At 35.1% G+C, this 25895-nt stretch carries 18 protein-coding genes; 11 read left to right on the top strand and 7 right to left on the bottom strand.

The features are described 5' to 3' along the window. Nucleotide 1 precedes the first annotated feature (1 nt). From HND39_04135 to HND39_04125, 3 genes are read left to right on the top strand one after another with little or no spacing between them, the layout of a single operon-like run. Nucleotides 2-3856, top strand: coding sequence for a hypothetical protein (locus tag HND39_04135; protein ID QKJ95530.1), 3855 nt, complete (start codon nucleotides 2-4; stop codon nucleotides 3854-3856). A gap of 21 nt (nucleotides 3857-3877) precedes the next feature. Then, nucleotides 3878-4342, top strand: coding sequence for a DinB family protein (locus tag HND39_04130; GenBank protein QKJ95529.1), 465 nt, complete (start codon nucleotides 3878-3880; stop codon nucleotides 4340-4342). A 26-nt stretch (nucleotides 4343-4368) separates the two neighbouring features. Further along, entirely contained in the window at nucleotides 4369-6168 is a 1800-nt protein-coding gene (locus tag HND39_04125; protein QKJ95528.1) for a M2 family metallopeptidase, read from the top strand. 129 nt (nucleotides 6169-6297) lie between these two features. Here HND39_04125 and sppA read toward each other — a convergent pair whose 3' ends face one another. Beyond that, entirely contained in the window at nucleotides 6298-8721 is a 2424-nt protein-coding gene (sppA, locus tag HND39_04120) for a signal peptide peptidase SppA (GenBank protein ID QKJ95527.1), read from the bottom strand. 120 nt (nucleotides 8722-8841) lie between these two features. Here sppA and HND39_04115 point away from each other — a divergent pair, with 120 nt between their 5' ends. Beyond that, nucleotides 8842-9570 (top strand): ABC transporter ATP-binding protein, encoded by a 729-nt coding sequence (locus HND39_04115; protein QKJ95526.1) that lies wholly within the window; start codon nucleotides 8842-8844, stop codon nucleotides 9568-9570. Nucleotides 9571-9620: 50 nt separating this feature from the next. On the opposite strand, the gene HND39_04110 is transcribed toward HND39_04115, so the two are convergent. Continuing rightward, complete coding sequence (locus tag HND39_04110; GenBank protein ID QKJ95525.1) at nucleotides 9621-10451, bottom strand: hypothetical protein; 831 nt, start codon at nucleotides 10449-10451, stop codon at nucleotides 9621-9623. A 134-nt stretch (nucleotides 10452-10585) separates the two neighbouring features. Further along, nucleotides 10586-11539 carry a carbamate kinase gene (gene arcC / locus HND39_04105; protein QKJ95524.1) on the bottom strand — a complete coding sequence of 318 codons (954 nt, stop codon included), beginning with the start codon at nucleotides 11537-11539 and terminating at the stop codon, nucleotides 10586-10588. Between the two features lie 241 nt (nucleotides 11540-11780). Between arcC and HND39_04100 the strand changes: the two genes are divergently transcribed. Continuing rightward, nucleotides 11781-12383, top strand: coding sequence for a leucyl/phenylalanyl-tRNA--protein transferase (locus HND39_04100; protein QKJ95523.1), 603 nt, complete (start codon nucleotides 11781-11783; stop codon nucleotides 12381-12383). A gap of 29 nt (nucleotides 12384-12412) precedes the next feature. Further along, a complete protein-coding gene (locus HND39_04095) occupies nucleotides 12413-13855 on the top strand; it encodes a cellulase family glycosylhydrolase (protein QKJ95522.1) in 1443 nt (480 codons plus the stop codon). Here the strand turns inward: HND39_04095 and HND39_04090 are convergent. Continuing rightward, nucleotides 13819-14121 carry a hypothetical protein gene (locus HND39_04090; protein ID QKJ95521.1) on the bottom strand — a complete coding sequence of 101 codons (303 nt, stop codon included), beginning with the start codon at nucleotides 14119-14121 and terminating at the stop codon, nucleotides 13819-13821. The two genes, HND39_04095 and HND39_04090, sit on opposite strands and share 37 nt — an antisense overlap. Before the next feature lie 44 nt (nucleotides 14122-14165). After that, on the bottom strand, nucleotides 14166-15359 hold the full coding sequence (locus HND39_04085) for an aminopeptidase P family protein (protein QKJ95520.1): 1194 nt from the start codon (nucleotides 15357-15359) through the stop codon (nucleotides 14166-14168). Between the two features lie 293 nt (nucleotides 15360-15652). Here HND39_04085 and gdhA point away from each other — a divergent pair, with 293 nt between their 5' ends. From gdhA to HND39_04070, 3 genes are all read left to right on the top strand, one after another. Continuing rightward, nucleotides 15653-16993, top strand: coding sequence for an NADP-specific glutamate dehydrogenase (gdhA, locus tag HND39_04080; protein QKJ95519.1), 1341 nt, complete (start codon nucleotides 15653-15655; stop codon nucleotides 16991-16993). A 287-nt stretch (nucleotides 16994-17280) separates the two neighbouring features. Beyond that, nucleotides 17281-20193, top strand: coding sequence for a histidine kinase (locus tag HND39_04075; GenBank protein QKJ97876.1), 2913 nt, complete (start codon nucleotides 17281-17283; stop codon nucleotides 20191-20193). Between the two features lie 217 nt (nucleotides 20194-20410). Further along, on the top strand, nucleotides 20411-23116 hold the full coding sequence (locus tag HND39_04070; GenBank protein QKJ95518.1) for a T9SS type A sorting domain-containing protein: 2706 nt from the start codon (nucleotides 20411-20413) through the stop codon (nucleotides 23114-23116). A gap of 63 nt (nucleotides 23117-23179) precedes the next feature. Here the strand turns inward: HND39_04070 and HND39_04065 are convergent, their stop codons facing one another. Then, nucleotides 23180-23824: an HAD family hydrolase gene (locus HND39_04065; protein QKJ95517.1), complete on the bottom strand. Its 645-nt coding sequence runs from the start codon at nucleotides 23822-23824 to the stop codon at nucleotides 23180-23182. Beyond that, entirely contained in the window at nucleotides 23825-24046 is a 222-nt protein-coding gene (locus tag HND39_04060) for a hypothetical protein (GenBank protein QKJ95516.1), read from the bottom strand. A gap of 338 nt (nucleotides 24047-24384) precedes the next feature. Between HND39_04060 and HND39_04055 the strand changes: the two genes are divergently transcribed. Together HND39_04055 and ypdA are read left to right on the top strand one after the other, a co-directional pair. Then, entirely contained in the window at nucleotides 24385-24807 is a 423-nt protein-coding gene (locus HND39_04055; protein QKJ95515.1) for a hypothetical protein, read from the top strand. 121 nt (nucleotides 24808-24928) lie between these two features. Then, entirely contained in the window at nucleotides 24929-25894 is a 966-nt protein-coding gene (gene ypdA, locus HND39_04050; protein ID QKJ95514.1) for a YpdA family putative bacillithiol disulfide reductase, read from the top strand. The last annotated feature ends 1 nt before the right edge of the window (nucleotide 25895 follow it).

The raw sequence follows: 25895 nt of genomic DNA, 5'->3' as shown, positions 1-25895 counted from the left end.
AATGGCACTGAGATCAATTTCAATATTTTTTCTTTTATCAGTCTTTTTATTTCCTCAATCAGATTCCACACTAATGCTTAGTGAGATTATGTTTTATCCTCAAACAGGACCAAATGAATTTATTGAATTATATAATTCAAGTGAAACACAAAGTATCGAATTAAATTCTTATAAGATTAAATATCACACTTCAAATCCGGATATCATTGTTGATGCAGGAGAAGGAACAATACTTCCACCAAAATCATTTGCAATAATTCTTGAAGGAGATTATGTAATCGGAAGTGGAATTTATGATGGACTGATTCCGTCATCGGCGCTTGTTTTAAAAATATCAGATAATTCATTTGGCACATCCGGAATGGCAAATACTACAAACAGATCAGTCTGGTTATTGAACACATCAAATGACACTCTTGAATCATATTTTTATTCTGCTAATAACCTGCAAGGCCGTTCGGATGAAAAAAGAGTAATGATAAAAGATAGTTCTCAAAGTAACTGGGCAAATTCACTAACCGCAAACGGAACACCAGGATTTCAAAATTCAGGTACACCGGTTCAATTTGATTTACAATTATCGTCATTGAGTTTTCAACCATTAAATCCGACGATTGGTGATGATGTTACAGTTTTTGTTAGAGTGAAAAATATTGGTTCAAACACTGCTGGCAATTACACAATTGAAATTTTTCACGATGCAGATTTCGATTCTACTGCAGACCCGGAGGAAATAATTTTTACGCAGCAATATTCAAATCTTCTCCCAACCGATTCCATTTCCGCAACTGCAATAATGAATTCTCTTTCTGCCGGCAGCTATCAGATTATTGCGAAAGTTCTTTTTTCACAAGATGAGAATTTGTCGAATAATGAACTCATAAAATCTTTTATTGTATTTCCACAAGGAACAAACTATAACGATGTTGTAATTAATGAAATCATGTATGCACCTTCAACAAGTGAACCTGAATGGGTGGAATTATTTAACAGAACAAACAACCCAATCAATCTGAAAAAATGGAAATTTGCAGATGCTGTTTCATCAGTTACAATTACAAACACAGATAAGTTTATTCCGGCAAATGGATACATTGTTCTTACAAAAGATTCATTAATACATAACTATTATAATGTTGGTTCTGAGATAATAGAATTTAATTTGCCTGCATTGAATAATACCGGTGATGCAATTTCTATTAAAGATTCGATAGGATTAAAAATTGATTCACTTTATTATTATCCTGATTGGGGTGGAAATATTAATGGAAAATCTCTTGAAAGAATTTCAGTAAATCGGTTTTCTCTTGATCCGACAAACTGGGGAACATCAATAAGTACTTTCAAAGCAACTCCCGGAAGCATCAATTCAATCACAGAAAAAAATTATGATATTGCAGTTACTAAATTTATTTTCAGTCCAGAGTATCCGATTGAAGGTGACACGCTATCGTTATCAGCAAGAGTGAAAAATTTGGGATTAAATGACGCAAATTTTTCTCTTCAGCTTTTTGAAGATACTGATCTTGATTCAATACCTGATATGTTTTTAGAAGAAATTCAAAGTCTTTTTCTTTCGTCTGACGACTCATCCCTGTTCAATTTTAATTTTTCAATTGAAAATCTGCAGACGCAAAGAGCATTTGTTGTGAATGCAGTTTTCAATCCGGATGAAGACACAACTAACAATAAATTATATAAATTCATTGAACCAGGTTTACCTGCTTTATCGGTAGTGATTAACGAGATAATGTATTCTCCACTTGGAGGTGAACCGGAATGGATCGAGCTTTTCAACAGAACAGAATTGTCAATAAATCTGAATGGATGGAAAATCAAGGATGTATTTACAACACCGACTGAAGTGCAAATTGAAGAGGATATTTTTATTGAGCCGTACTCTTATTTTATTTTAAGCAGAAGCAGTACAATTTATAATTATCATCGCTTCATTCCGTCAGAGGTTTACGTTATTTCTCTCCCTTCATTTAACAATGATATCGATGGAGTTGTAATTAAAGATGATCGTGGACTTGCAATCGATTCGGTGCTTTATTTTAATCAGTGGGGCGGAACCAACGGTTATTCGCTGGAAAGATTATCTGTAAACGCAAATTCAAATCTCGCAGCTAATTGGGGGAGTTCATTCGATATTGAACAAAGTACGCCCGGAAGAATTAATAGTTTAACTCCAAAACAGTTTGATCTTTCGGTCGCAGAAATGAATTTCAATCCGCGGTTTCCGATTGAAGGTGAAGATGTATTAATATCAGCCTTTATAAAAAATAATGGATCATCCTCAGCAATTGATTTTGATGTTGAATTTTATATTGATACTGATACAAATAATGTAGTTGATCTTCTGCTCGATATACAAACCGGATTAACACTCGCTGCTGGTGATTCGATAAATATTTCTTCAGGTTCTCCCATCCAGAATATCAGCAGGAAAACTCTTTCTGCCGTTCGAATTGTTTTCTATGCAGATGAAGATACGCTGAACAATTATTACGAGAAGTCAGTTGAACCGGGTTTCCCCGCAGATGTCGTTTTGATTAATGAAGTTATGTACAATACGGAAACAAATAAGCCTGAATGGGTTGAGATTGTAAATGTTTCTGAGGATACTCTGAATATAAAGGACTGGTCTGTTAGCGATGTTCTCACGACTCCAACAAAAAATTTTATAACAAATACGGATTATATCTTACAGCCTGATGAATATATAATAATTGCAAAAGATACTTCTTTCAACTCAGCATATCCGGGAGTAACGGCAAAAGTTTTCTTTACAAATTTTGGTTCGCTTGGAAATACTTCAGATGGAATTGTAATTTATGATTTCAGAAATGGAATTATTGACAGCTTGTTTTATCGTTCATCATGGGGTGGAGGAAGAGGTCTTTCTCTCGAAAGAATTTCTTTTGAAGCATCAACTAATGACAGCACAAACTGGACTACTTCTCTCAGTATTAAAGGAAGTACTCCCGGCAAATCCAACTCTATTGAAAATGTTCCTGATTACCAAAGGAACGATCTTGCAATTAATGAAATTATGTTTGATCCGGGAGAGAACAATTCAGAGTTTGTTGAGTTTCTGAATTTAAGCGGAGATTCATTGAACGTGGGCGGGTGGAAAATCGAAGATGAAAACGGAAATTATTTTAAGTTATCACAAACCCCGCTTATACTTCCGGATAACTCTTTCTTCATTCTTGCTGCTGACTCATTGGTGAAGTTAAAATATGATCTTGATGAAAGTGTTTTACTAACTGAAGCCGGAACTTCAAGTCTCGGTTTAGTTAATACCGGAGAATTAATCCTTCTTAAAGATGTGAAAGGAAATGTTATTGACTCAGTCAGGTATTCCGATAAATGGCAGAACGATAATTTCATTTTAACAAAAAATATTTCTCTGGAAAGAATCAATCCTAATCTTGATGGAAATGATTCATACAACTGGAGCAGTTCTGTTGATGTTATCGGTGCAACACCCGGAAAGCAAAACAGCATTTACACAGTTAATCCAAATATTGCATCAAATATTTCTGTATCTCCAAATCCGTTTTCACCTGATAATGATGGCTTTGAAGATTTTACGATCATCAATTATAAACTGACTCAGGTCACTTCGCAGGTTCGTATAAAAATATTTGATAATAAAGGAAGACTTGTAAGAACACTCGCAAATAACCAGGCAAGCGGTTCTTCTGGCTCAATTATTTTTGATGGAATGGGGGATGATGGTCAAGCTTTGAGAATTGGAATCTACATAATCTTTCTCGAATCAATTAACGAAGGCTCTGGTGTTGTCGAAACAATGAAAACTGCAGTTGTTGTTGCAAGAAAATTATAATTATTAAATAAACAGGATTTAATGAAAGAAGAACTGAAAAAAGTTGTTGATCGTTTGCAGGAAAATATCAACATAGTATCACAAAAATTTCTGAAATATTCAGAAGAAGAATTAAGAAAGAAACCTGCATCAAATAAATGGTCGAAGAAAGAACTACTCGGACATCTCATTGATTCTGCCGTGAACAATCATCTTCGGTTTATCAAAATTCAATTTATGCCCCAGCCTTATTTTGTAGAGGGTTATTTTCAGGATGATTGGGTAAGAATTCAGAAGTATAACGAAATTGATACCCGGCAATTAGTAAATTTTTGGAAAATCTATAATGAGCATATTCTAAACATTTTGAAAAATACTCCGGATGAAAAACTGAATTTGAAAATTACAGCAGAGCAACCTTTTGAAAACGCTGATACGCTTTTTTTTCTTATGAAAGATTATGTCGATCATATGGATCATCACATAAAACAGATATTTAATAAATAATACATCATGCAATAAAAAGGAATGAAATGAAACATCTCTTAATTTTTATTTCGGTAACTATACTTTTGTTTTTAGGCTGCTCGGATTCAGCAGAACTTCAAAAAGAAGTTCAATCATATCTTGATAATTACAATAAAGAATTTCAGAAATATTCGTATGAATGGAATAAAGGCGAATGGCTTCTTAATACACATATAGTTGAAGGCGATACTATCACAATAAAAAAAGCACAGGAAGCTCAGGAACAATATGCAATGTTCACAGGAAGCAAAGAAAATATTGAAAAGGCAACTGAATATCTGAAACAAAAAGATCAATTGACAGACCTTCGGGTCAGGCAATTAAACAGAGTATTATATCTTGCGGCAAGCAATCCGCAAACCGTGAGCGAATTAGTTAAAGAAAAAATTGTAGCAAGTACAAAACAAACTGAGATTCTCTTCGGATTTGATTTTAAACTTGATGGAAAATCTATTACTCCTAATCAAATAGATAATTTGTTAGTTAATGAAACTAATCTTGCTGAACGATTAAAGGTCTGGGAAGCTAGCAAAGAAGTTGGAGTAGGTTTAAAAGATGGATTGGCAAACCTTCAAAGATTACGCAACGAAACAGTTCAGGCACTTGGATACAAAGATTTCTTCCAGTACCAGGTTTCTGATTATGGAATGACTGTTGAAGAAATGAATCAACTCTGTGAAAATATGATAAAAGATATATGGCCATTGTATAGAGAGCTGCATACCTGGGCACGATATACTCTTGCAGAAAAATATAATGCTGAAGTTCCTGAAATGCTTCCTGCTCACTGGCTTCCAAATCGTTGGGGACAAGACTGGCAGGGAATTATCAAAGCTGAAGGATTGAATGTAGATAAACAATTAGAAAAAAAATCATCTGAATGGATTGTGAAGAAAGGCGAGGATTTTTATGTAAGTCTTGGTTTCCCGAATCTGCCGCAATCGTTTTGGGAATTATCGAGTTTATATCCTGTACCACCTGATGCTGGCTATAAAAAGAACACACACGCATCTGCATGGCATATGGATTATGATAAAGATGTAAGGTCACTTATGAGCGTAATTCCTAACACCGATTGGTGGTCAACTTCTCTGCACGAACTTGGGCACATTTATTATTATATAAGTTATTCAAATCCGGATGTACCGATCATTCTTCGGGAAGGTGCCAACCGCGGTTTCCATGAAGCAATTGGTTCAATGATTGGACTAGCTTCTCTTCAACCACCGTTCTTGAAGGGAATGGGATTGATGGATAAAGATTTTAAAATTGATGAAACACAATCTTTACTGAGAGAAGCACTTGATTATATTGTTTTCCTACCGTGGAGTGCGGGGGTAATGACTGAGTTTGAATATGAACTTTATGCAAAGAATCTTCCGGAAGATCAGTACAATGCAAAGTGGTGGGAACTGGTAAAAAAATACCAGGGAATAATTCCACCATATAAACGAAGTGAAAACTATTGTGACGCTGCGACGAAAACTCATATTAATGATGATGCCGGTCAGTATTATGATTATGCAATTTCAAATGTATTGTTATTTCAGTTTCACGATTACATTTCTGAAAAAATATTAAAGCAAAATGCTCACCAAACAAACTATTATGGAAGTAAAGAAACCGGCAAGTGGTTATTGGATATTCTTTCGAAAGGAGCAACTGTTGATTGGAAAGAGCTGCTCAAAAAATCAACTGGTTCGGAAATGACCGCAAAACCATTAATGAATTATTTTGATCCTTTAATGATCTGGCTGAAGGAACAAAATAAAGGACGGGAGTACACGCTGCCTGAAACTTTTTAAGTTCTTGAGACTTCTGAAAAATTCTAATTTGTCATATTAAAATGAGGCTCTTCAGAGTGACACATTCATAATAATTCAGAAGTCTCACCTTCTTTAAACTTTTTATTCTCAATTGCTTTGTGGAAAAATTTATTCCTCCAGCAAATCCATCTCGCTCATCGGCAGAATCGGAATTGGATAGCCATTATTTTTTAGTCGGAACTTCAAATTGTTGATAAACGGATCATCAACAAATTGAAGATCAGATATCCCGAATAACTGCGGGAGGAAACTTTCAAAATTGAACCATTCAGCCGGTGGATATTGAACAATCTCATATTTTTTATTTTTTAGTCCTGCTTCTTCAACTGCAAGATCAATTGCAGCAGATAATCCACCAAGCTGGTCAACAAGTCCGTTAGCAATTGCATCTTCTCCACTCCAAACTCTGCCTTGTGCAATCTTTTCGACGTCTTCAACGGACATATTTCTTCCTGTCGCAACTTTGTTTACAAAATCTGTATAAAAAGTCTTGATGATGGATTCGGTTTTCAACAACTCCTCATCCGTAAAATTTCTATCGGGAATAGTCAATCCGAAGATGGGGAACCTCATTCCATAACCAAGTTCTGCATGTTTTCCTCTTTTTACATAATCTGTACTAATGCCAAGATCTTCTTTAAAAGATTTGTTATAAAAGAAAGCACCAATAACTCCGATTGAACCGGTTAGTGTTAAAGGCGACGAAAATATTTTGTCACCATACATAGATAACCAGTAACCGCCTGAAGCTGCAACAGATCCCTGTGAAACTATAACTGGTTTTTTACCTTTTGCTTTTTTCAAAGCCTCGGCAATTAAATCTGAAGGAAGTGCTTCGCCGCCCGGAGAATCAACGCGAAGAATAATTGCTTCGATATTTTTTTCCTCAACTGCGTCCTCTACAAATTTCACAAGTGTTCTTGCTTTTATTCCTTCATCCATTGCACAGACACCTATTGCATAAATTACTGCAATCTCTGGTTTCTTCCCCCAGTAATCATCTTCAGGAAGTTTGAACTCGACAAGTGATTCGGGATTAACCAAATTTTTCTTTTCTCCCATAAAGCTTTCAATTATGTCTTCGATGCTGTCCCATCTCGACTTAGTATCTGCGAGACCAAGTTCAACTGCTTTATCAGGTAAAATAAAATATTCATTATCAACAAGTGAATCAAAATCTTTCAGGGAAATATTTCTTTCTTCAGAAATTCCCTGTCGGAAAAGTTCATAATAATTATCAACAAGCCTCTGATATTGTTCTCTGTCAGCCTCGCTCATTTTATCATTGGCAAAAGTTTCTGCTGCAGATTTGTATTTGAAATATCTAAGTTCAGTAAATCCGATCCCAAGTTTCTCAAGAGTTCCTTTGTAATACTGTCTTCCTTTAATTATTCCTGTCAATTGAATACTTCCCATCGGATCAATAATAATCTTATCGGCAACAGAAGCTAAAAACATTTCAGTTATTCCTGCGTAATCAAAATAAACAACTACTTTTTTGTTTGCTGATTTGAATTCCTCCAGCTTTTCGCGAATCTCCCAGATCATTTCACTATTTACCCGAATATCCGAAAGGTTCAATACAATTCCTGAAACTGATGGATCTTTTTTTGCGGCTTCGATCTGTTCGAGAATATCAATCAGCGTTTTTGAATCATCGAAGAATTTGTAATTCTGGTATTTTATTGTTCCTTTCATGTCAAATTGTACATAATCAGAACTTTTACTCAGTGCAGACATAAATGTTCTATCATAAGCACCAATTCGTACTCCATAGGTTTGATATGATTCGTTGCCATCTTCTGACAAATGAGTTTGTGCAGTGATGCCAAGATTTCCTAAACTGAAATGTAAGCCAATATCAAAAATTTCATTTTCAAAATATCTTCCGCTTGCACGGAGTCCATCAACCGGTTCAACAATTAATCCCGCACTCCATTTATTCTCTTCTGCGTACATGTTATTCCGGTATAAATAATCACCAAACAGAGTTATAATTTCATTACCAAGTGGTCTTACAGCAAGATCAAGAACTCCTTCTCCGTTGCCTTCCGTAGGAAAATTTCCAATTATCCCGATAGATAAATACTGGAGCGGACGAAAATACAATCCGGTTGAATAGTAAGTGCTTCTGTTAACACTATAAAGATCACCTGCTGCCCAACCAATTCCTGCTCCGATTCCCAAAGCGGATCCACCGAAACCTGTAGATATTTTAAAATCATTAAAGTTCCTGTTAGCAGCAGTGTTATTTACCATGCTAAATCCCAGGTAGGGCACGGCTGCGAAAAATCCCCAGTTATTAAAATTGTCAGGTGAATTGTTATTTGAATTCCATGTAATGTAAAGATCCATAGATGGTTGAAGCGCAAGCATTGCAGGATTATCATAACCGTATAAACCGTATTTTAATGCGCCGGGTGATGCCAGATTAAATTTATTCTGTTCATAATATGATGGGTAATTTGTTTGCGCTGAAACTACGGAAGAGATAAAAAGAAAAATTACTGTTATTAAAGATAATGTTTTCATGGAAATTTCTCTAAAAAAAATTAATTGTTGATTAAAATTTAATGAAGACAGCAGGAAGATTGCTAACCGTTCTTCAAATTATTTTAGTCATAAAACCTTATCTTTGTGCTGGAAAAAATTATGATTGAGATACGAAACCTTCACAAATCTTTCGGAAGCAACAAAGTACTTCGCGGTGTTGATCTGGATATTGGTACCGGCGAAACTCTGGTTATTATTGGCAGAAGCGGTTGCGGTAAAAGTGTATTGATAAAACATATCGTTGGTCTGCTCTATCCTGATGAAGGATATGTAAAAGTCCAGGGCAGAAAAGTTGATGAGATGAGCTTGAATGAACTTTACACCTTAAGAAGCAGATTCGGATTCTTGTTTCAGAGTTCTGCTCTGTTCGATTCGATGACTGTAGAGGAAAATATTGCTTTGCCATTGGTAGAATCAGGGAGAAAGTTTACAACTGCTGAATTGGAAAAAAAAGTTTCTGAAAAACTGGAAATGGTTGGAATGACAGGGGTTCAAAAGTTAAAACCAGCAGAGTTATCAGGCGGAATGAAAAAAAGAGTTGGTCTTGCAAGAGCTTTAATAACAGAGCCGGATTATATTTTTTATGATGAACCAACCACAGGATTGGATCCGATCATGTCCGATTCAATAGATGAATTGATAAAGGATCTGACTGATAAGTTAAATGTTACGTCTGTTGTTGTTACTCACGATATGTACAGTGTGAAAAATGTAGCGAATCGTGTAGCGATGATGCACGATGGAAAAATTTATTTTACGGGAACACCACAGGAACTTGTCTCAACAAATGATCGCACGATCAAAGAGTTTATTCAAAGAACGGAATAAAAAAGGCGAAGAACAAACCTCGCCTTTCAATTATCTTATTTAGAATTTATTTATTGTCCAAGTGGGAAAGAAACTCCGAGATTAACCGAGAAATAGCTTGCTTTCTCACTTGTATCTTCCTCTTCTTCTTGAGCAATTTTCATTATTTTAGTAGGCGGTGTGTAGTCATCCTCTTCCTCTGATGGCAACTCACTAAAGATATATGCATACTCAACCGCAGCCTGAAGAACAACAGAGCCTAACAACAGATAAAATCCGACTGCCGGAACTACTCCAAATCCCGTAGAACTCGCATCACCATCCTGAGTATCTGTATATGTTTGACCGCCGATATCGTAGCTAAACGTCCAGGTAAAAGAGTAAGTCTGCATAAACAAACCAAGAGCCAGACCCAGATAGGGTTTAAAGGAACTATTTGTTGCAATCAGATAATATGCGCCGAGAAGAATTGGAATTTGTGAATAAGAGTCTTCATACTTATAACTTCCTATTTGATCCTGTCCTTCTTCCGTTTGAGTTCCAAATTTAATGTAACCAGCTCGTAACGATAAGAAGAAAGATGTGGATAGAAAATATGACCCCACTGCGTGACCGGAAAAACCGGTTCCTGCAATGTGCTTGAAGCCATCATCACTTCCCATGGGTATTGATACATCTGCTAAAATTCCCAGCAGAATCATTCCCTTAACAAATTCTTTCAGGTCGGCTGATGGAACTACTTCTGCGGGAATAGCTAGTTTTAAATTACTTTTAAGATTATTATCGATGATTGATTGTGTTGTTTCACCAGTCAGGTTGGTGGGAAGATTAAGCTTCAATTCAGCAAAGCTTAATGATGAGATCAAAAAAAACGAAAGTGCAGTGAAAATCATTTTGTTCATAACGCCTCCAATTGTTTATGATAAAAATTTATTTACCCTCACGCTATCAGAAAAATACTCAATCCCACCTAAAAATCAAACAATTAATCTTCACAATTAGATCGGTTAATCACTGCAAGTATAAATGATAGTCATTAAAAATTATCTGCTACTATTCTTGTTCCGTAACCGGAGTTACTAAGCTGCGTTGACTCAGTGATAATAGTTTCTTTTCCTCCTTCTTTAACAAACCTGATTGCTGCTAAAATTTTTGGACCCATACTGCCTTCAGCAAACTCACCTGCATTCAAGTATTTCTCAGCATCGCTGACGGTAATTTGCTCAAGCTTAATCTGATTAGGTTTATGAAAATTCAGATAAACATTTGGAACATCAGTTAAAATGAAAAACATCTCGGCTCCGATTTCATTTGCAAGTAATGATGAAGCAAGGTCTTTATCAATGACAGCTTCAATTCCAACAAAATTTTTATCCTCGTCAATATAAACAGGAACTCCACCGCCTCCGGCAGCAATCACGATGTTACCATGTTTAACGAGATCACGAATAACTTTTCTGTTGAGAATATCAATTGGTTCTGGTGATGGAACAACTCTTCTCCATCCTCGTTTCCGGGGGTCTTCTTTGAATATCAAACCTTTTGATTTTGCGAGAAGTTCAGCTTCTTCTTTTAAATAAAATCCTCCGACTGGTTTGGTCGGATCTTCAAAAGCCGGATCTTTTTTATCAACTAAAACCTGTGTAACAATTGTAGCAACATTTTTTCTAATTTTATATTCACGCAGAATATTCTTCAATTGTCGTTCTATCATATATCCAATACCGCCCTGGGAATCAGCTACACAAATATCAATTGGCATTTGCGGAATTTTATATTCTTTGTAACCAGCTTCATTTCTTAGCATAATATTGCCAACCTGCGGACCATTGCCATGAGTAATTACAAGATTGTATCCTTCTTTAATTAGTTTGACCAGATGAACACAAGTGTTGTAAGTATTTATTTCCTGCTGTTGAATTGTTCCAAGTTCATTGCCTCTCAGCAAAGCATTACCACCAAGTGCAACAACTGCTATTTTTTTATTCATATCAGATATATATAAAAACAGAATTCAAAACTGAGGCGTAAATTTACTCAGATTTTGGTTATTAGTTGGTAGTTATTCGTCAGAGTTGATTTGTTATTTGTTTCTTAGCCATTTGGTTTGAAATCTATAATAAACTTCCTAAAACTGGGAACTAAAAAACTAAAACCACGGACTAAAAACCAATAACTAACTTGGGTAATAGTTAAACAATTTTTAAGTTTAGTTGGAATTAAAGAATTGTATGAACTGTAAAGAATATATTGATACAAAAGAGCTGCTGAAACCCAAAAATATGATACGGCTTTATGCAAGCGGTGCATTTCCTATGGCTGATTCGAAAACAGGGATCATTAATTGGTTCATGCCTGATGTGCGAACAATTATTCCCCTTGATAATTTTAATATTCCTCGTTCTGCTAAAAAAGCAATTGAAGATGAAAACTTTGAAGTAAGATTTGATACTGATTTTGAAGGAGTTCTTGCAGGTTGTTCGGATAGAGAATCAACCTGGATTTCTGAAGAATTAAAATCTGCTTACAGTGGTTTGAAAAAACTTGGACACATTCACACAGTTGAAACGTGGAAAGACGAAAAACTTGTTGGTGGACTTTATGGAGTTACATTCCGCGGTGCATTCTTTGGTGAAAGTATGTTCTCGAAAGTTTCTCAGGCATCCAAAGCTGCGCTTGCTGTTTTACTGAAACATTTGAAAGAAAAAAAATTTGTTCTTCTCGACGTGCAGTATATAACTGAACACTTAAAGATGTTCGGTGCAGTTGAAATTTCTTTTGAAGAATATACGAAGTTGCTGCACAAGTCCTATGCGATGATAGCAGAGTTCTAGATTTTGAAGGTTATAATTTCCTAAAAGAAATGAAAATAATAATATTATTATTATCAATAGTCTCTCACATAGTATTTCCGCAGAATAGCTTCATTAAAACATCAGGAGATAAATTCATTTTGAATAACGAAGAATTCAAGTTCTTCGGCTTTAATGCTTATTATCTTCAGAGTGAAGCAGGTAAAATAGAAAGAAGATATATTGTTAATGATGTATTTCAATCAGCAGTAACTATTGGTGTAAATGTAATTCGTACGTGGACATTCTATGAAGATTCTTCTTTTTCAAATCCTTCTGTGATAAGAAAATCACCTTATGAAGTGCAGGAATCAGGTTTGATTGCGCTCGATTATGTTCTACAAAAAGCAAAAGAGAAAGGAATTTATCTCATACTAACTCTCTCGAATAATTACTCTGCTTTTGGTGGAATACCGCAATACATCAAGTGGGCAAATCAAATAAAGCTGAATGGTTCCGATAATTATTCTCACAATGATTTTTTTGTAAACGATTCAATGAAACAATGGTTCAAATACCATATTGAATTGTTACTTGACAGAACAAATACTTTTACTGGAATAAAGTATAAAGACGATCCTACAATTTTATCCTGGGAAATTATGAATGAAGCCGAAAATCCTGAAAAAGATTTTAACACAATTAAAAATTGGTATGAAGAAATATCTTCTTTCATAAAATCAATAGATCGAAATCATTTGATTACAACAGGTGAAAATGGTTATGACGTTTATACCAATCTTTATTCAAATGTAGAATTTATGTATAACGGTTCTTACTTTCTTGTTGACGGTTATAAAGGAACGAGCTTTTATGAAAACTCTCAACTGGAAAACATTGATTATGTTTCTTTTCACAGCTACCCAAACGGATGGGGATTATCTGCAAAAGCCGGAAAAACTTGGATAAAAGATCATTACCAAATTGCTGTAAGATTTAATAAACCATGTCTTTTGGGTGAGTTTGGAATAAAAGAAAATAAATTAGCCGTTTATACAGATTGGCTTGAAGATATAAAAAGATCATCTACAAAATCATCAATTGTCTGGCAATACCTTCATCCTGATGTTATAAATTCTGATGGCTATGGGTTTAATGAATTTAATTCACCTGAGCTAGTGGAATTATTTCAGAATTATATTGAAGAAATTAATTCAGATACTACAAATAATAATTCTATTCCTGAAGATATAGTTTTGTATCAAAATTTTCCTAATCCCTTCAATCCTGTAACTACAATTAAATACAGTTTACCGAAAGACGACTTTGTCTCACTAGAGATTTACAGTTCACTTGGAGAATTAGTTGGTGCAGTTGAAGAAGGGTTTAAACAAAAAGGCGAGTATGAAATCATTCTCTCATTCGAAAACAATTTACTTGGCAGTGGAATCTATTTTTATACTTTGAAAACATCTTTTCAGCTTATAACTAAAAAATTAATTTTGCTGAAGTAATCTTTTTTCAAGATGTTTTTAAGATAGTTTCTTAATTTATTAGCTAACTCCTGCCCATAATGATATTGAACAAAAAGAATATTCCTCTCAGCATCATTCAACTCCGGATTTGCTCTTTCAATTGTCCGCTTTGAAAGATTAATTATTGATGAACTGAAATAGAGAGTGCGATCAAGCTTTTCTTTTGCAGAAAGTTTTCGAAGCAATGAAATTAAAACTCTTTCAGCTTCAGGATTTGTATCTGTTGATAGTGTTATCATACTCATAATATGTGAGATTCACCTAAAAGGTGAGTCTCACTTACTTACGATTACGGTTTCACTAAAATCAATTCCTTTTGCGGAGGAGAAATAAACTCGCAGCCGTTCTTTGTAATAATTACTTCTTCTTCAATTGTTGCAACTCCGTAACCTTCAATCGGAAGTCTTGGTTCGATTGTAAATATCTGTCTTTCCTCCAATGGAATGAAAGGTGCGTTGCCATATCTTTCCCATGCTGGAAACATTCCCGCAACTCCATCGTGAACAGTTTTACCAACCTGGTGACCAAGTCCGTGCGGATATTCCGGGTAGCCGTTTTGTGTTATGTACGATCTTGCAATCGTATCCATATCAACACCTCTTACTCCGGGCTTGACTGCATCTGCAACTTTTTGTATTGAATCGCGGATAACTTCAAATCCTTTTTGTACTGGTGCTGGTGCTTTTGTTTCTCCATCATTCAATATATACCACGTTCTTTGCAAATCAGAACAGTAACCTTTGTACTTAATTCCGAAATCCATATTAACTACTGTTCCTTTTTTAATTACTTTATCACTGGGACCTTCGTGTGGACCATTTGGATTCGGACCAGCGAAAACAGCAGGACAATGATCTTCTTCCCAGCCAGCTTCGTAACCTTTTTCAGTGTAGAGTTTTCTCACATAGTTTGCCACATCGATTTCTGTCATTCCCGGTTTCATAAAATTCGTTACTGCATCAAATATCTTCAGTGTTTCGTTGATCGCTTCTTTCATTAATGAAACTTCTGTTTGAGATTTTCTTCCCCTCAATGCGGAAATAATTTCTTCAGAACTGATTAGTTTGTTTCTGTATTCAGTTCCTTCAAGATGATCAAGAAGGATTTGATACATTCCATAAGTTAAACCATCAGCAAGTACGGAAGTTTTGGAATAATTAATTGCAATCTTTTTCGGATTTTTCTTTGCAATGTATTCTCTGAAAGGTTCGCGGATTGATTTTAGATAAGTTATAATATTATTAAACACTCCTGCTTTTTTAAAATTTCCCTCTTCCATCGAACCGATAATTGCAGTTGTATCACCATCTTTGTTTATACAAAAAGCTGCCTGCCAGGTTGAGTTTGTTCCAACAACCATTTCCATTGCCGGATCGGTCATTACTGAACTCTCACGAACAAATGTTAACCACATATCAATATCTTTTTCTTTTAAGATCTCAACTGCCTGTGTGATTTTTTCTTTAAGAATAGTGTTATCCATAAAAACTCCTGTTCAAATAATAATTGGAAGAAAGACTATTGCAATTTATCAATTAAACGCAGAATATTCTATTATTTATGTTAAATCAGTAAATGACAGAAGTGATATTTATCAAAATTATTTATTGCTTGTGATGATAATTAAGGTTTTGATTAGCCTATTTCGTAATTTTAAGATGACAAATAAAAAATATTTTTATTTATCATTTAAATTAAATGGGGGTATTGAATATAGAATTCTAACTACAAAAAATTCATCACAACAAGTCAAACAATTAATACACAGAGGTTTATATGTCAGAATACACAGAAAAAATATTAAAGGATGTTAAAACTAAAAATCCCAGCGAACCGGAATTTCATCAGGCAGTTCAGGAAATGCTCGAATCACTCGAGGTAGTTGTCGAGAAACATTCTGAATACAGATCATTAAAAATTCTTGAAAGAATGGTAGAGCCTGAAAGAGTTATTATGTTCCGTGTTCCATGGATGGATGATCAGGGGGTAATTCAAGTCAATCGCGGTTTCAGAATTGAAATGAACAGTGCTATTGGTCCTTATAAAGGTGGACTTCGTTTTCACCCATCAGTGAATCTTGGAATATTAAAATTTTTAGCCTTTGAGCAGGTCTTTAAAAATTCATTAACCACTCTTCCGATGGGAGGAGGAAAAGGCGGCTCAGATTTTAATCCGAAAGGTAAAAGCGATAATGAAATAATGCGCTTTTGTCAGAGCTTTATGACTGAACTTTTCAGGCATATTGGTCCAGACACTGACGTACCAGCAGGAGATATCGGTGTTGGCGCAAGAGAAATTGGGTTTCTTTATGGACAGTACAAAAGATTAAAAAATGAATTCACCGGAGTTCTTACCGGTAAAGGATTGAACTGGGGCGGTTCGCTTGTTCGTCCCGAAGCAACTGGTTTTGGTTGCGTCTATTTTGCAGAAGAAATGTTGAAGACTAAAAAGACTTCCTTCGATGGAAAAATTGTTGCCGTTTCAGGATTTGGAAACGTTGCCTGGGGTGCAGTCCGGAAAGCAACTGAACTCGGTGCAAAGGTTGTAACACTTTCTGGACCTGATGGATATATTTATGATCCCGATGGTATAAAAGGTGAAAAGATTGATTATATGTTAAAGCTGCGTTCTAGCAACAAAGATATAGTTGAAGATTATGCAAAAGAATTTAAAGTAAAATTCTTCGCAGGTAAAAAACCCTGGGAAGTAAAAGTTGATGTTGCTCTTCCCTGTGCAACTCAAAATGAAATTTACCCTGAAGATGCAAAAGAATTATTGAAGAATGGATGTATGTGTATTTGCGAAGGTGCAAATATGCCAACAACAATTGATGCTTATAATATTATCCGTGATGCAAAAATTCTTTACTCACCCGGTAAAGCATCAAACGCTGGCGGCGTTGCTACATCAGGATTGGAAATGACGCAAAACAGTATGCGGCTGCCTTGGTCAAGAGAAGAAGTTGATAAACGCTTACACGAAATAATGATCCGGATACACGATACTTGTGTTACCACTGCTGAAAGATTCGGAACACCGGGAAATTATGTTAACGGTGCAAACATTGCCGGATTCTTAAAAGTCGCAGATGCAATGATTGATCAGGGACTCGTATAATTAACAATTGATAATTTACAATTAACAATTAAGCGGTTCTTCTAACCGCTTTTTTTTTTACTATTCATGAATCAATATTAAAAACATTGATGAAATTTTAATAAATATTCATTCTTAATTGTTCATTGTTAATTGGGGACTGCATTTCACCTCTTCTTTTTCTATATTAGCTGGTAATAAAAAACAAACCTAAAATAATTTGTCAAAAAATGGATAAAGAATTTTCAATAAAAGAAATCAAGCTCGAAAACATTTTTCATGCCCGGCTTAAAAAATTCCAGAAACTGATGCGATTCAAGATTCAGAATATTCTGCTTGTATCCAGCATTTATGATTATTACCTGTTTGAAGAAGATGGAAGATTATATGAATTAATAAGAAGCGAATATCAAAATCTTAATCTAAGCCAGGCTCCGGAAATTACTCACGTTACTACAGGCGAAGAAGCAATTGAATTGTTGAAAGAAGAACACAATTTTGATTTGATTATCACCACGCTTCATATTGAAGATATGCACGTAGTTAAGTTCGCACACCAGGTTAAGAATTTAGCAGTCAAGCTGCCAGTTATACTTCTTGCTTACGATAACATAGAACGAAAAGAACTTACTACTCATTATGATACTTCTGGTTTTGAAAGAATTTTTATTTGGAACGGCGACTTCCATCTCCTCATAGGAATAATTAAATATATTGAAGATAAAATGAACGTTGAAGAAGATACTCAGAACATTGACGTTCAGGTTATAATTCTTGTGGAAGATAACATTAAATTCTATTCATCCTATCTTCCATTGATATACACGGAGATATTTAATCAGTCGCAGCGACTTATTCAGGAAGGAATTAACATCACTCATAAATTTTTAAGAATGAGAGCCAGACCGAAAATCCTTCTTTGCACAACTTATGAAGAAGCATGGCATTATTTCGAAATGTATGAAGACAATGTACTTGGAATTATCACAGACAATAATTTCAGACATTATGGTGTTCGGGATACCGAAGCTGGTTTAAAATTTGCAACGGCAGTTAAACAACGACAAAAAGATATTCCGATTCTTATTCAAACAAGTGACCAGATTCTCGCTGCAAAAGTTAAAAATATTGGTGCTTCCTACCTTCATAAAAATTCACCGCGGCTTTTACACGACCTTCATGAATTTATGCTTGAGCATTTTGGTTTTGGAGATTTTATTTTTGAATTGAGGGATGGAACCGCGGTTGGACGAGCAGCAAATTTAAGAGAACTTGCCGATCAGATTGCTAAAATTCCCGAAGAAAGTTTGCTTCATCATGCTGAAGGAAATCATTTTTCCAGATGGTTGAAAGCAAGAACAGAATTTGATCTCGCTTATCAGCTAAGACCACGAAAGGTTTCTGATTTTGATTCACCGGAACATCTCAGGCAGGTTCTTATTTCTGCTATTCATAGTTACCTTGAAGAAGGAATTAAAGGAGTAATACTGGATTTTAAAAAGGAAACTTTCGATCCCAAAAATAGTTTTGCACGGATTGGCGGCGGATCTCTTGGTGGAAAAGCTCGGGGACTTGGTTTTATCAACACTTTAATTGCCAATTATAACATCAAAAATATTTTTAAAGGAGTTGAGATATCAGTTCCATCTGCGGTTGTAATCGGCACAGAAGTTTTTGATCAATTCATAAATGAAAATAATCTTGAAAACTATGCCTTTAGTGAAAACGAGGATGTTAAAATCACCCAGAAATTTATTGAGGCATATCATTTTCCAAAAGAGATAAAACAAAAGCTTTATGATTTTCTTGAAATAACGAGAGAACCTCTTGCAGTGAGATCATCAAGTTTGCTTGAAGATGCGCAATTTCAACCCTTTGCTGGTGTTTACCAGACATATATGCTGCCGAACAGTAACTCTGATATTAATGTACGATTAGATGAACTGCTTCATACAATCAAAGCTGTTTATGCTTCAACATATCATCAAAAAACAAAAGATTATATGAAAGCGACTGCATATCGTCTTGAAGAAGAAAAGATGGCAGTTATTGTTCAAAGACTTGTTGGATCAGAACACAAAGGAAAATTTTATCCTGATTTTGCAGGAGTTGCCAAGTCTTTCAACTTTTATCCTGTTGCACCGCAAAAATCCGAGGATGGAATTGCAATGGTTGCTCTCGGACTTGGTGAAACTGTTGTGCAAGGTGGAAATTCAATCAGGTTCTGTCCGCGTTATCCGAAACATCTGCTTCAATTTTTTTCCACCAAAGACACACTGAAACATGCTCAACAGGAATTTTATGCTCTCGACCTGAACGGAAAACTCGTCCATCATCCTGAATCGACAAAAGATCCGCTCGTGAAAACCTACAGTCTTTCTGAATCCGAATCCGATGGTACATTACTCAATGTTGGTTCTACTTACTCGCCTGCAGATGAAGCAGTATATGACGGAATCTCGCGCGATGGAATCAGAGTAGTTACTTTTGCACCAATACTTAAACATAGGATGTTTCCTCTTTCAGAAATACTTGATTTGCTTTTAGGATTGGGTTCGTGGGGAATGGGTTCAACTGTTGAGATTGAGTTTGCTGTCAATCTGAATGTTCAACCGGACAAACCAAAAGAATTTGCGATGCTGCAGATGAGACCGTTGGTTATTAGTAAGGAATTTGATGAACTAAAAATAGATTTTAAAAAAGAAGATTTAATCTGTCAAAGCAAACAGGTTCTCGGTAACGGTGTTACAGATTCTATATATGATCTGGTGTTTGTTGATCACAGCCGGTTTGACAGAAGTAAAAGCAGAGAAGTTGCGGCAGAACTTGCCAAACTTAATTCCAAATTATTGAATGAAAAACGACCGTATGTTTTAATTGGTGTCGGAAGATGGGGATCGCTTGACCCCTGGCTTGGAATTCCTGTTACGTGGGATCAGATTTCTGGCGCTGCTGCAATTGTTGAATCTGGCTTTAAAGATTTTGAAGTAGAACCTTCACAAGGCTCACACTTTTTTCAGAATATTACTTCTTTCCGTATCGGTTATTTTACTGTTGATGCATCCAGCAAAATAGGTTTTATTGATTGGGATTGGCTGCTCAATCAACCTGTGATTGAAGAATTAAATTTTGCCAAACATCTGAAATTTAAAGATCCGATCGCAGTAAAAATCAATGGTCACAAAAATATCGGGATCATTTTAAAACCACAGAATTTATAAAGAATAGCTGTTATTCGTTTACACTATTCTGAATTATCTTCACATTTGATAGTGATTTACTTCCCAGTAATTGTTTAAGATTTCATACAGCTTTCTTACAAAACACGGCTTTTCAATCCAATTACAAAAAAGAATTTAGTTTTACTTATTTGATAGTGTTAAATAATTTTGCAAATTAGTTTAATGAATTGTTAAAATAAATTGGAGTGAGGTATCCGTGAAAAAAAATATACTAATCATTGTTCTGTGCTTCATTGCTGCGTCTGTTTTATTCGGACAGAATTACAAAGAAGTTAAAATATATCTGAACGATAGAAGTGATATACAAAGTCTTGTTGATGCAGGAATGCAGTTCGATCATTTTAATTTCAACAAGGATAACACAATTGACGTTTTTATCAGTGAAAGTGATTTTACAATTCTTCAATCCACCGGTTTTAATTATGAAATTTTGATTGATGATTGGTACACTCATTATGCAAACCTTCCTAAAATGAGCGAAGCTGAAAAAAATGCTGAGCTGCAAAAAGTGGAACAGGATTTTGGAATAACCGGATTTAATTATGGAACGATGGGTGGTTTTTATACTCTCGCCGAAGTTAATGCAGAGCTCGATGAAATGTTTAATCAGTATCCGAATTTAATTACTCAAAAAGTTTCAATTGGAACAACGGTTGAAGGCAGACCAATTTATATGGTCAAGATTTCTGATAATCCTTCATTAAGTGAAACTGAACCTCAGATTCTCTATACAGCACTTCACCACGCAAGAGAACCTGAAAGCATGGAGCAGATGATTTTCTTTATGTTTTATCTACTTGAAAATTATGGAACTGATCCTGAAGCAACATATTTAGTTAACAACCGGGAAATGTATTTTGTACCGGTGCTGAATCCTGATGGATATGAATATAACAGACAAACGGATCCGAATGGTGGTGGTATGTGGAGAAAGAACAGAAAGAATAATGGTGGAAGTTATGGTATCGACTTAAATAGAAACTATGGACCTTTTGCTTATTGGAATTCATCCTACGGTGGTTCAAGCACCGATCCTTCCAGTGACACTTATCGTGGTTCATCTGCTTTCTCAGAAAATGAAACTGCAGCAATAAGAGATTTCTACTCAACAAAAAATATAAGCTGCACACTTAACTATCACACTTACGGAAATTATTTGATTTACCCTTATGGATGTTTTCCATGGGTAACAGCAGACTCATTAACATTCTTTGAATTTGCAAATGATATAACTGCATATAATGGATATTCCGCCGGAACGGCAATGCAAACAGTCGGATATAACGTAAGAGGAACAAGCGATGATTTTGCTTATGATGGTGATCTGGTTAACAATCACGGGAAAATATTTGCGATGACTCCTGAAGTTGGAACAACCGGATTCTGGCCATCACAAAGTGAAATTATTCCACTTGCTGTTGAAAACTTATTACCAAATCTTTACTATGCATGGGTAGCTGGTGAATCAATCCATTTGCAAAACCCTAACTTTTCACAACAATATTTTAACCCTGGTGATTTTGTAAATATGCTTCCTTCTTTCAGGAACAAAGGATTATCAACTGGATACAATGTCAATATTACAGTCAACTCATTAAGCAGTTATGCAACGATTAATTCCGGCAATGCTGCAATGGATTCCATTCAGGCAAGATCATCAGCACAGGTTACCGTTCCATTGACTTTTACGATTTCTGCGGCTGCTCCTGCTGAAGAAGAAATTAAACTCGAATTTGTCATCAGTTTAAATTCAAGTGTTGTAAGAAAAGATACAATTAGTTTAATTATTGGAACTCCGGTTTTGGTTTTTGCCGATACTACGAATAATCCACCGAACTTATGGACATTAACGAGTAACAACAGCAAATTCTGGGAAGCAACAACAACTTCATTTCATACTGCACCAAATTCTTATACTGATAGTAAAGTCGGAAATTATCTGAGTAATGCCGTTGTAACGATGACATTGACAACTGCCATAAATCTGACAGCATACATTAATCCGCGATTGGTATTCTGGACAAAATATGATATGGAAAGCAACTGGGATTATGGTCAGGTTGATATATCCACAAATAACGGATCAACCTGGTATCCTTTGCAAGGACAATATACTGAACCCGGAGTTGGAAGTTTTCAGCCAAACGGAGAACCACTTTATGATGGCTTGCGAACTAACTGGGTAAGAGAAGAAATAAGTCTTGCTTCCTACAAAGCTGTACAAAATAAAATCAGGTTTCAACTTAATGCTGATGGTTCTGTTCAACGCGATGGCTGGTATGTTGATGATATTGGAATTATTGTTTATCAGATTATTCCGGTTGAAATGCTTTCATTCGCTGCTGTGGCGAATTCTAATAATATTTTGCTTTCTTGGTCAACTGCATCAGAAATGAATAACAGAATATTTGAAATTCAAAGAGCAGACGGCAATGATGGTGAAAATAATCTGAACTGGATTTCAATTGGTAGTGTTGAAGGTAAAGGAACCACCACTGAGCAAACAGATTATTCCTTTGCAGATAAAAATCCAATCAACGGAGTATCTTATTACCGTTTGAAACAAATTGATTTTGATGGAACGTTCAGAATCCTGAACGCCGAAATGGTTGAATTTGATTTCGTTAAAGAATATGCTTTAGAACAAAATTATCCGAACCCGTTTAACCCCACAACTGTTATCAATTACTCAATCCCTGCAGCCGGACAGGTGAAGTTAACAGTTTACAACTTACTCGGTTCTGAATTAGCAGTTCTTGTTAACGAATTTAAAGAAGCGGGGAATTACTCTGTCGAATTTTCAACTGAAGATTTAAAGAGCAATTTGGGATCCGGTGTTTATATCTATACTCTGAAGTCGGGTGCTTTTATGCAAACACGAAAGATGATGGTTTTAAAGTAAGAGGAAGAGTAAGAATAAGAGAAAGACAAAGAGTATGAGTAAGATTTTTTATTACTCATACTCTTAATCCAGAAAGTTTTTAAGTTCGTTTAATCTTGCAATAATAAAGTCCGATTTTTCCTTTTCAAGCTGTTCTTTTTTTCTATAACCAAATAAAACTCCGCACGTTTTTGCACCAGCACCGATTCCACACTGAATATCAAGTTCAGTATCACCTACCATCAATGTATCGGATGGTTTAATTTTTAATTCATCACAAATAAAAAGCAGAGGTTCAGGTGAAGGCTTGTGTGCTAATCCGTCTCTTCTACCCATCACATAATCAAACGAAGATCTTAATTCAAAATAATCAATTATTTTATCCGCCTGTTCCTGAACTTTGGTAGTGAGCAACGAAACTTTAATTTTATTTTCATTCAGATATTGAAGCAATTGCTGAACTCCGGTATAAAGATAGGATGAATCCATATAATCGAAGTAGAGAGCTTTGTAGATAGTAATAAATTTATCGAAGTCCGGAACATCAATTTTTAATTCTTCAAAAATATCAACGAAATGTTTTCCAATCATATTTGTGAAAACATCTTCATCTAAATCGTAAGTGATTTTTAATTGATCTAAAGCTGCTTTTGTACTATTTAGAATTGTATCCTTTGAATCGACAAGAGTTCCATCCAGATCGAAACAGACATGTTTAATCATTTTCATTTATTTCTTCTTCCTTTTCCCTTTTCCTTCCGTCTTCGTTAATCCGGCAGTTGCCGGATGCCGGACAGGTGGTAGGGAAGTGGTTAAGGGATGTGCCCCTTCACCTCTGCAGCATTCATCAATATTAATTCTGCAAACTGAACATTGACCGTGTCCGTGAACCCAGATAATACTAGCTGATTGATTACACCAATTACAGATGATAGTATACTTTTTGTCCAAGTTAAAAAATTAGATTTTTATTTTTTGTTAAATATAAGGAATGCGAATGTATTAATGTATCAATCCCATTAGCAGGTGCATTTGTTTTTAATAAATAAAAGTTGGAATTTATCATCCGAAATCAAATTGAATTCTTCCTGTTGCAGGACAATGATTATATATTTGATCTGTAATTCTTAGATGTTAAGATTAAATGCATGTAAAATTAACTTTTGTACTTATTGAATAACTTGTTTTTAGAACAATTTCAAGAAAATTAAGCAAATAATTACGGTACGATTTTTATCAAGGAGAATGCAATTCACTAATTCAAATAATAAATTCACAAAGGAACAATTATGAAAAAAATAAACTTCCTCGTTCTTCTCACAATGTTCATTTCTATTGTGGTAATTAATTCAAATCTCTTCGCTCAATCCGAACCGGTAATGTATTTCTGCGAAAGATATGATGATTACGATGGAGAAATCGGAGTAAGTGATAGATTCACAAAAGGGCATATCACTGTTATGGTAAAAGCTGATAATCCACTCAGACTCGAAGATGTCGCAATACAATATGATCTGTATAATTACAGAACAGGAAAATTTGAATACTACAAAAAATTCTATTTCACAATTGACAGAGATATGAAATACATCTTCTTCGAAAAGAACGATGAGAGTGATATGGAATTTGAAGATGCAGGTTTTTACAGAGTGTTCCTTCTCGATGAAGATGATAAAACCGTAGCAAGTGCATTAATTGAAATTATAGACTAATAAAATATTTTCATTTATAATCAGGCGGTTCTACACCGCCTTTTTTATTTTAAAGAATTTCTGACTCGAACTATTTTATTAAAAAAGCTATCTTACAACAATATATTCTGAAGAAAAGAAGATGAACAACAAAAAAATTATAATAATAGGAGCAGGTCCGATTGGCTTAGCTTGCGGTATCGAAGCTGAGAAAAGAAATTTTGATTATCTGATAATTGATAAAGGCTGTCTTGTGAATTCACTTTTTCATTACCCGACTAATATGATTTTCTTTTCAACAGCAGATAGATTGGAAATTGGAGATGTACCATTTGTCTCTCATAGCGATAAACCTACAAGAAAAGAATCGCTTGAATATTACCGACGGGTTGCTGACGCATGGAATCTTAATATCAAAACTTATGAAAAAGTTGAAAGTATTGAAGGATCGGCAAATCAATTCAAGGTAATCAGCAATAAAAATATTTATGATGCAACGCAAGTAATTATAGCAACAGGATTTTATGATTTTCCTAATCTGATGAATATACCCGGAGAAGATAAATCAAAAGTAAAACATTATTTTGATGAAGCGCATCCTTATGCATATTTAAAATTAGTGGTTGTTGGTGGAGGAAATTCTGCTGTTGATGTTGCATTGGAAACTTTTCGGCGCGGGTCGGAGGTTACTATGGTTGTAAGAGAACCTTCATTGAAAGATAGTATAAAGTACTGGGTTCGACCGGATATTGAAAACCGGATTAAAGAAGGAAGTATCAAAGCATATTTTAATTCTGAATTATCAGAAATCCGCGATGATGAAGTCGAGATCAAAACATCATCAGGAAAAGCGTCAGTAAAAAATGATTTTGTATTTGCAATGACAGGCTATCATCCCGATTATTCATTTCTCAAAAAAGCAGGAATAAAAATTTCAGAAGATGAGGAACAAATTCCTTCGTTCGATGAGAAAACATTCGAGACAAATATCCCGGGAATTTATCTTGCTGGTGTTGTCTGCGGTGGAATGGATACAGGAAAATGGTTCATCGAAAATGCGAGATTTCAGGCATTAAATATCTTTGATGATATTTCAGCAAAAAGCTGAT

It is taken from the genome of Ignavibacteriota bacterium (genome assembly GCA_013285405.1).
GTDB lineage: Bacteria > Bacteroidota > Ignavibacteria > Ignavibacteriales > Ignavibacteriaceae > IGN2.
The sequence above is the reverse complement of the archived record's forward strand: the minus strand, read 5'-3'. Positions and strand labels throughout refer to the sequence as shown.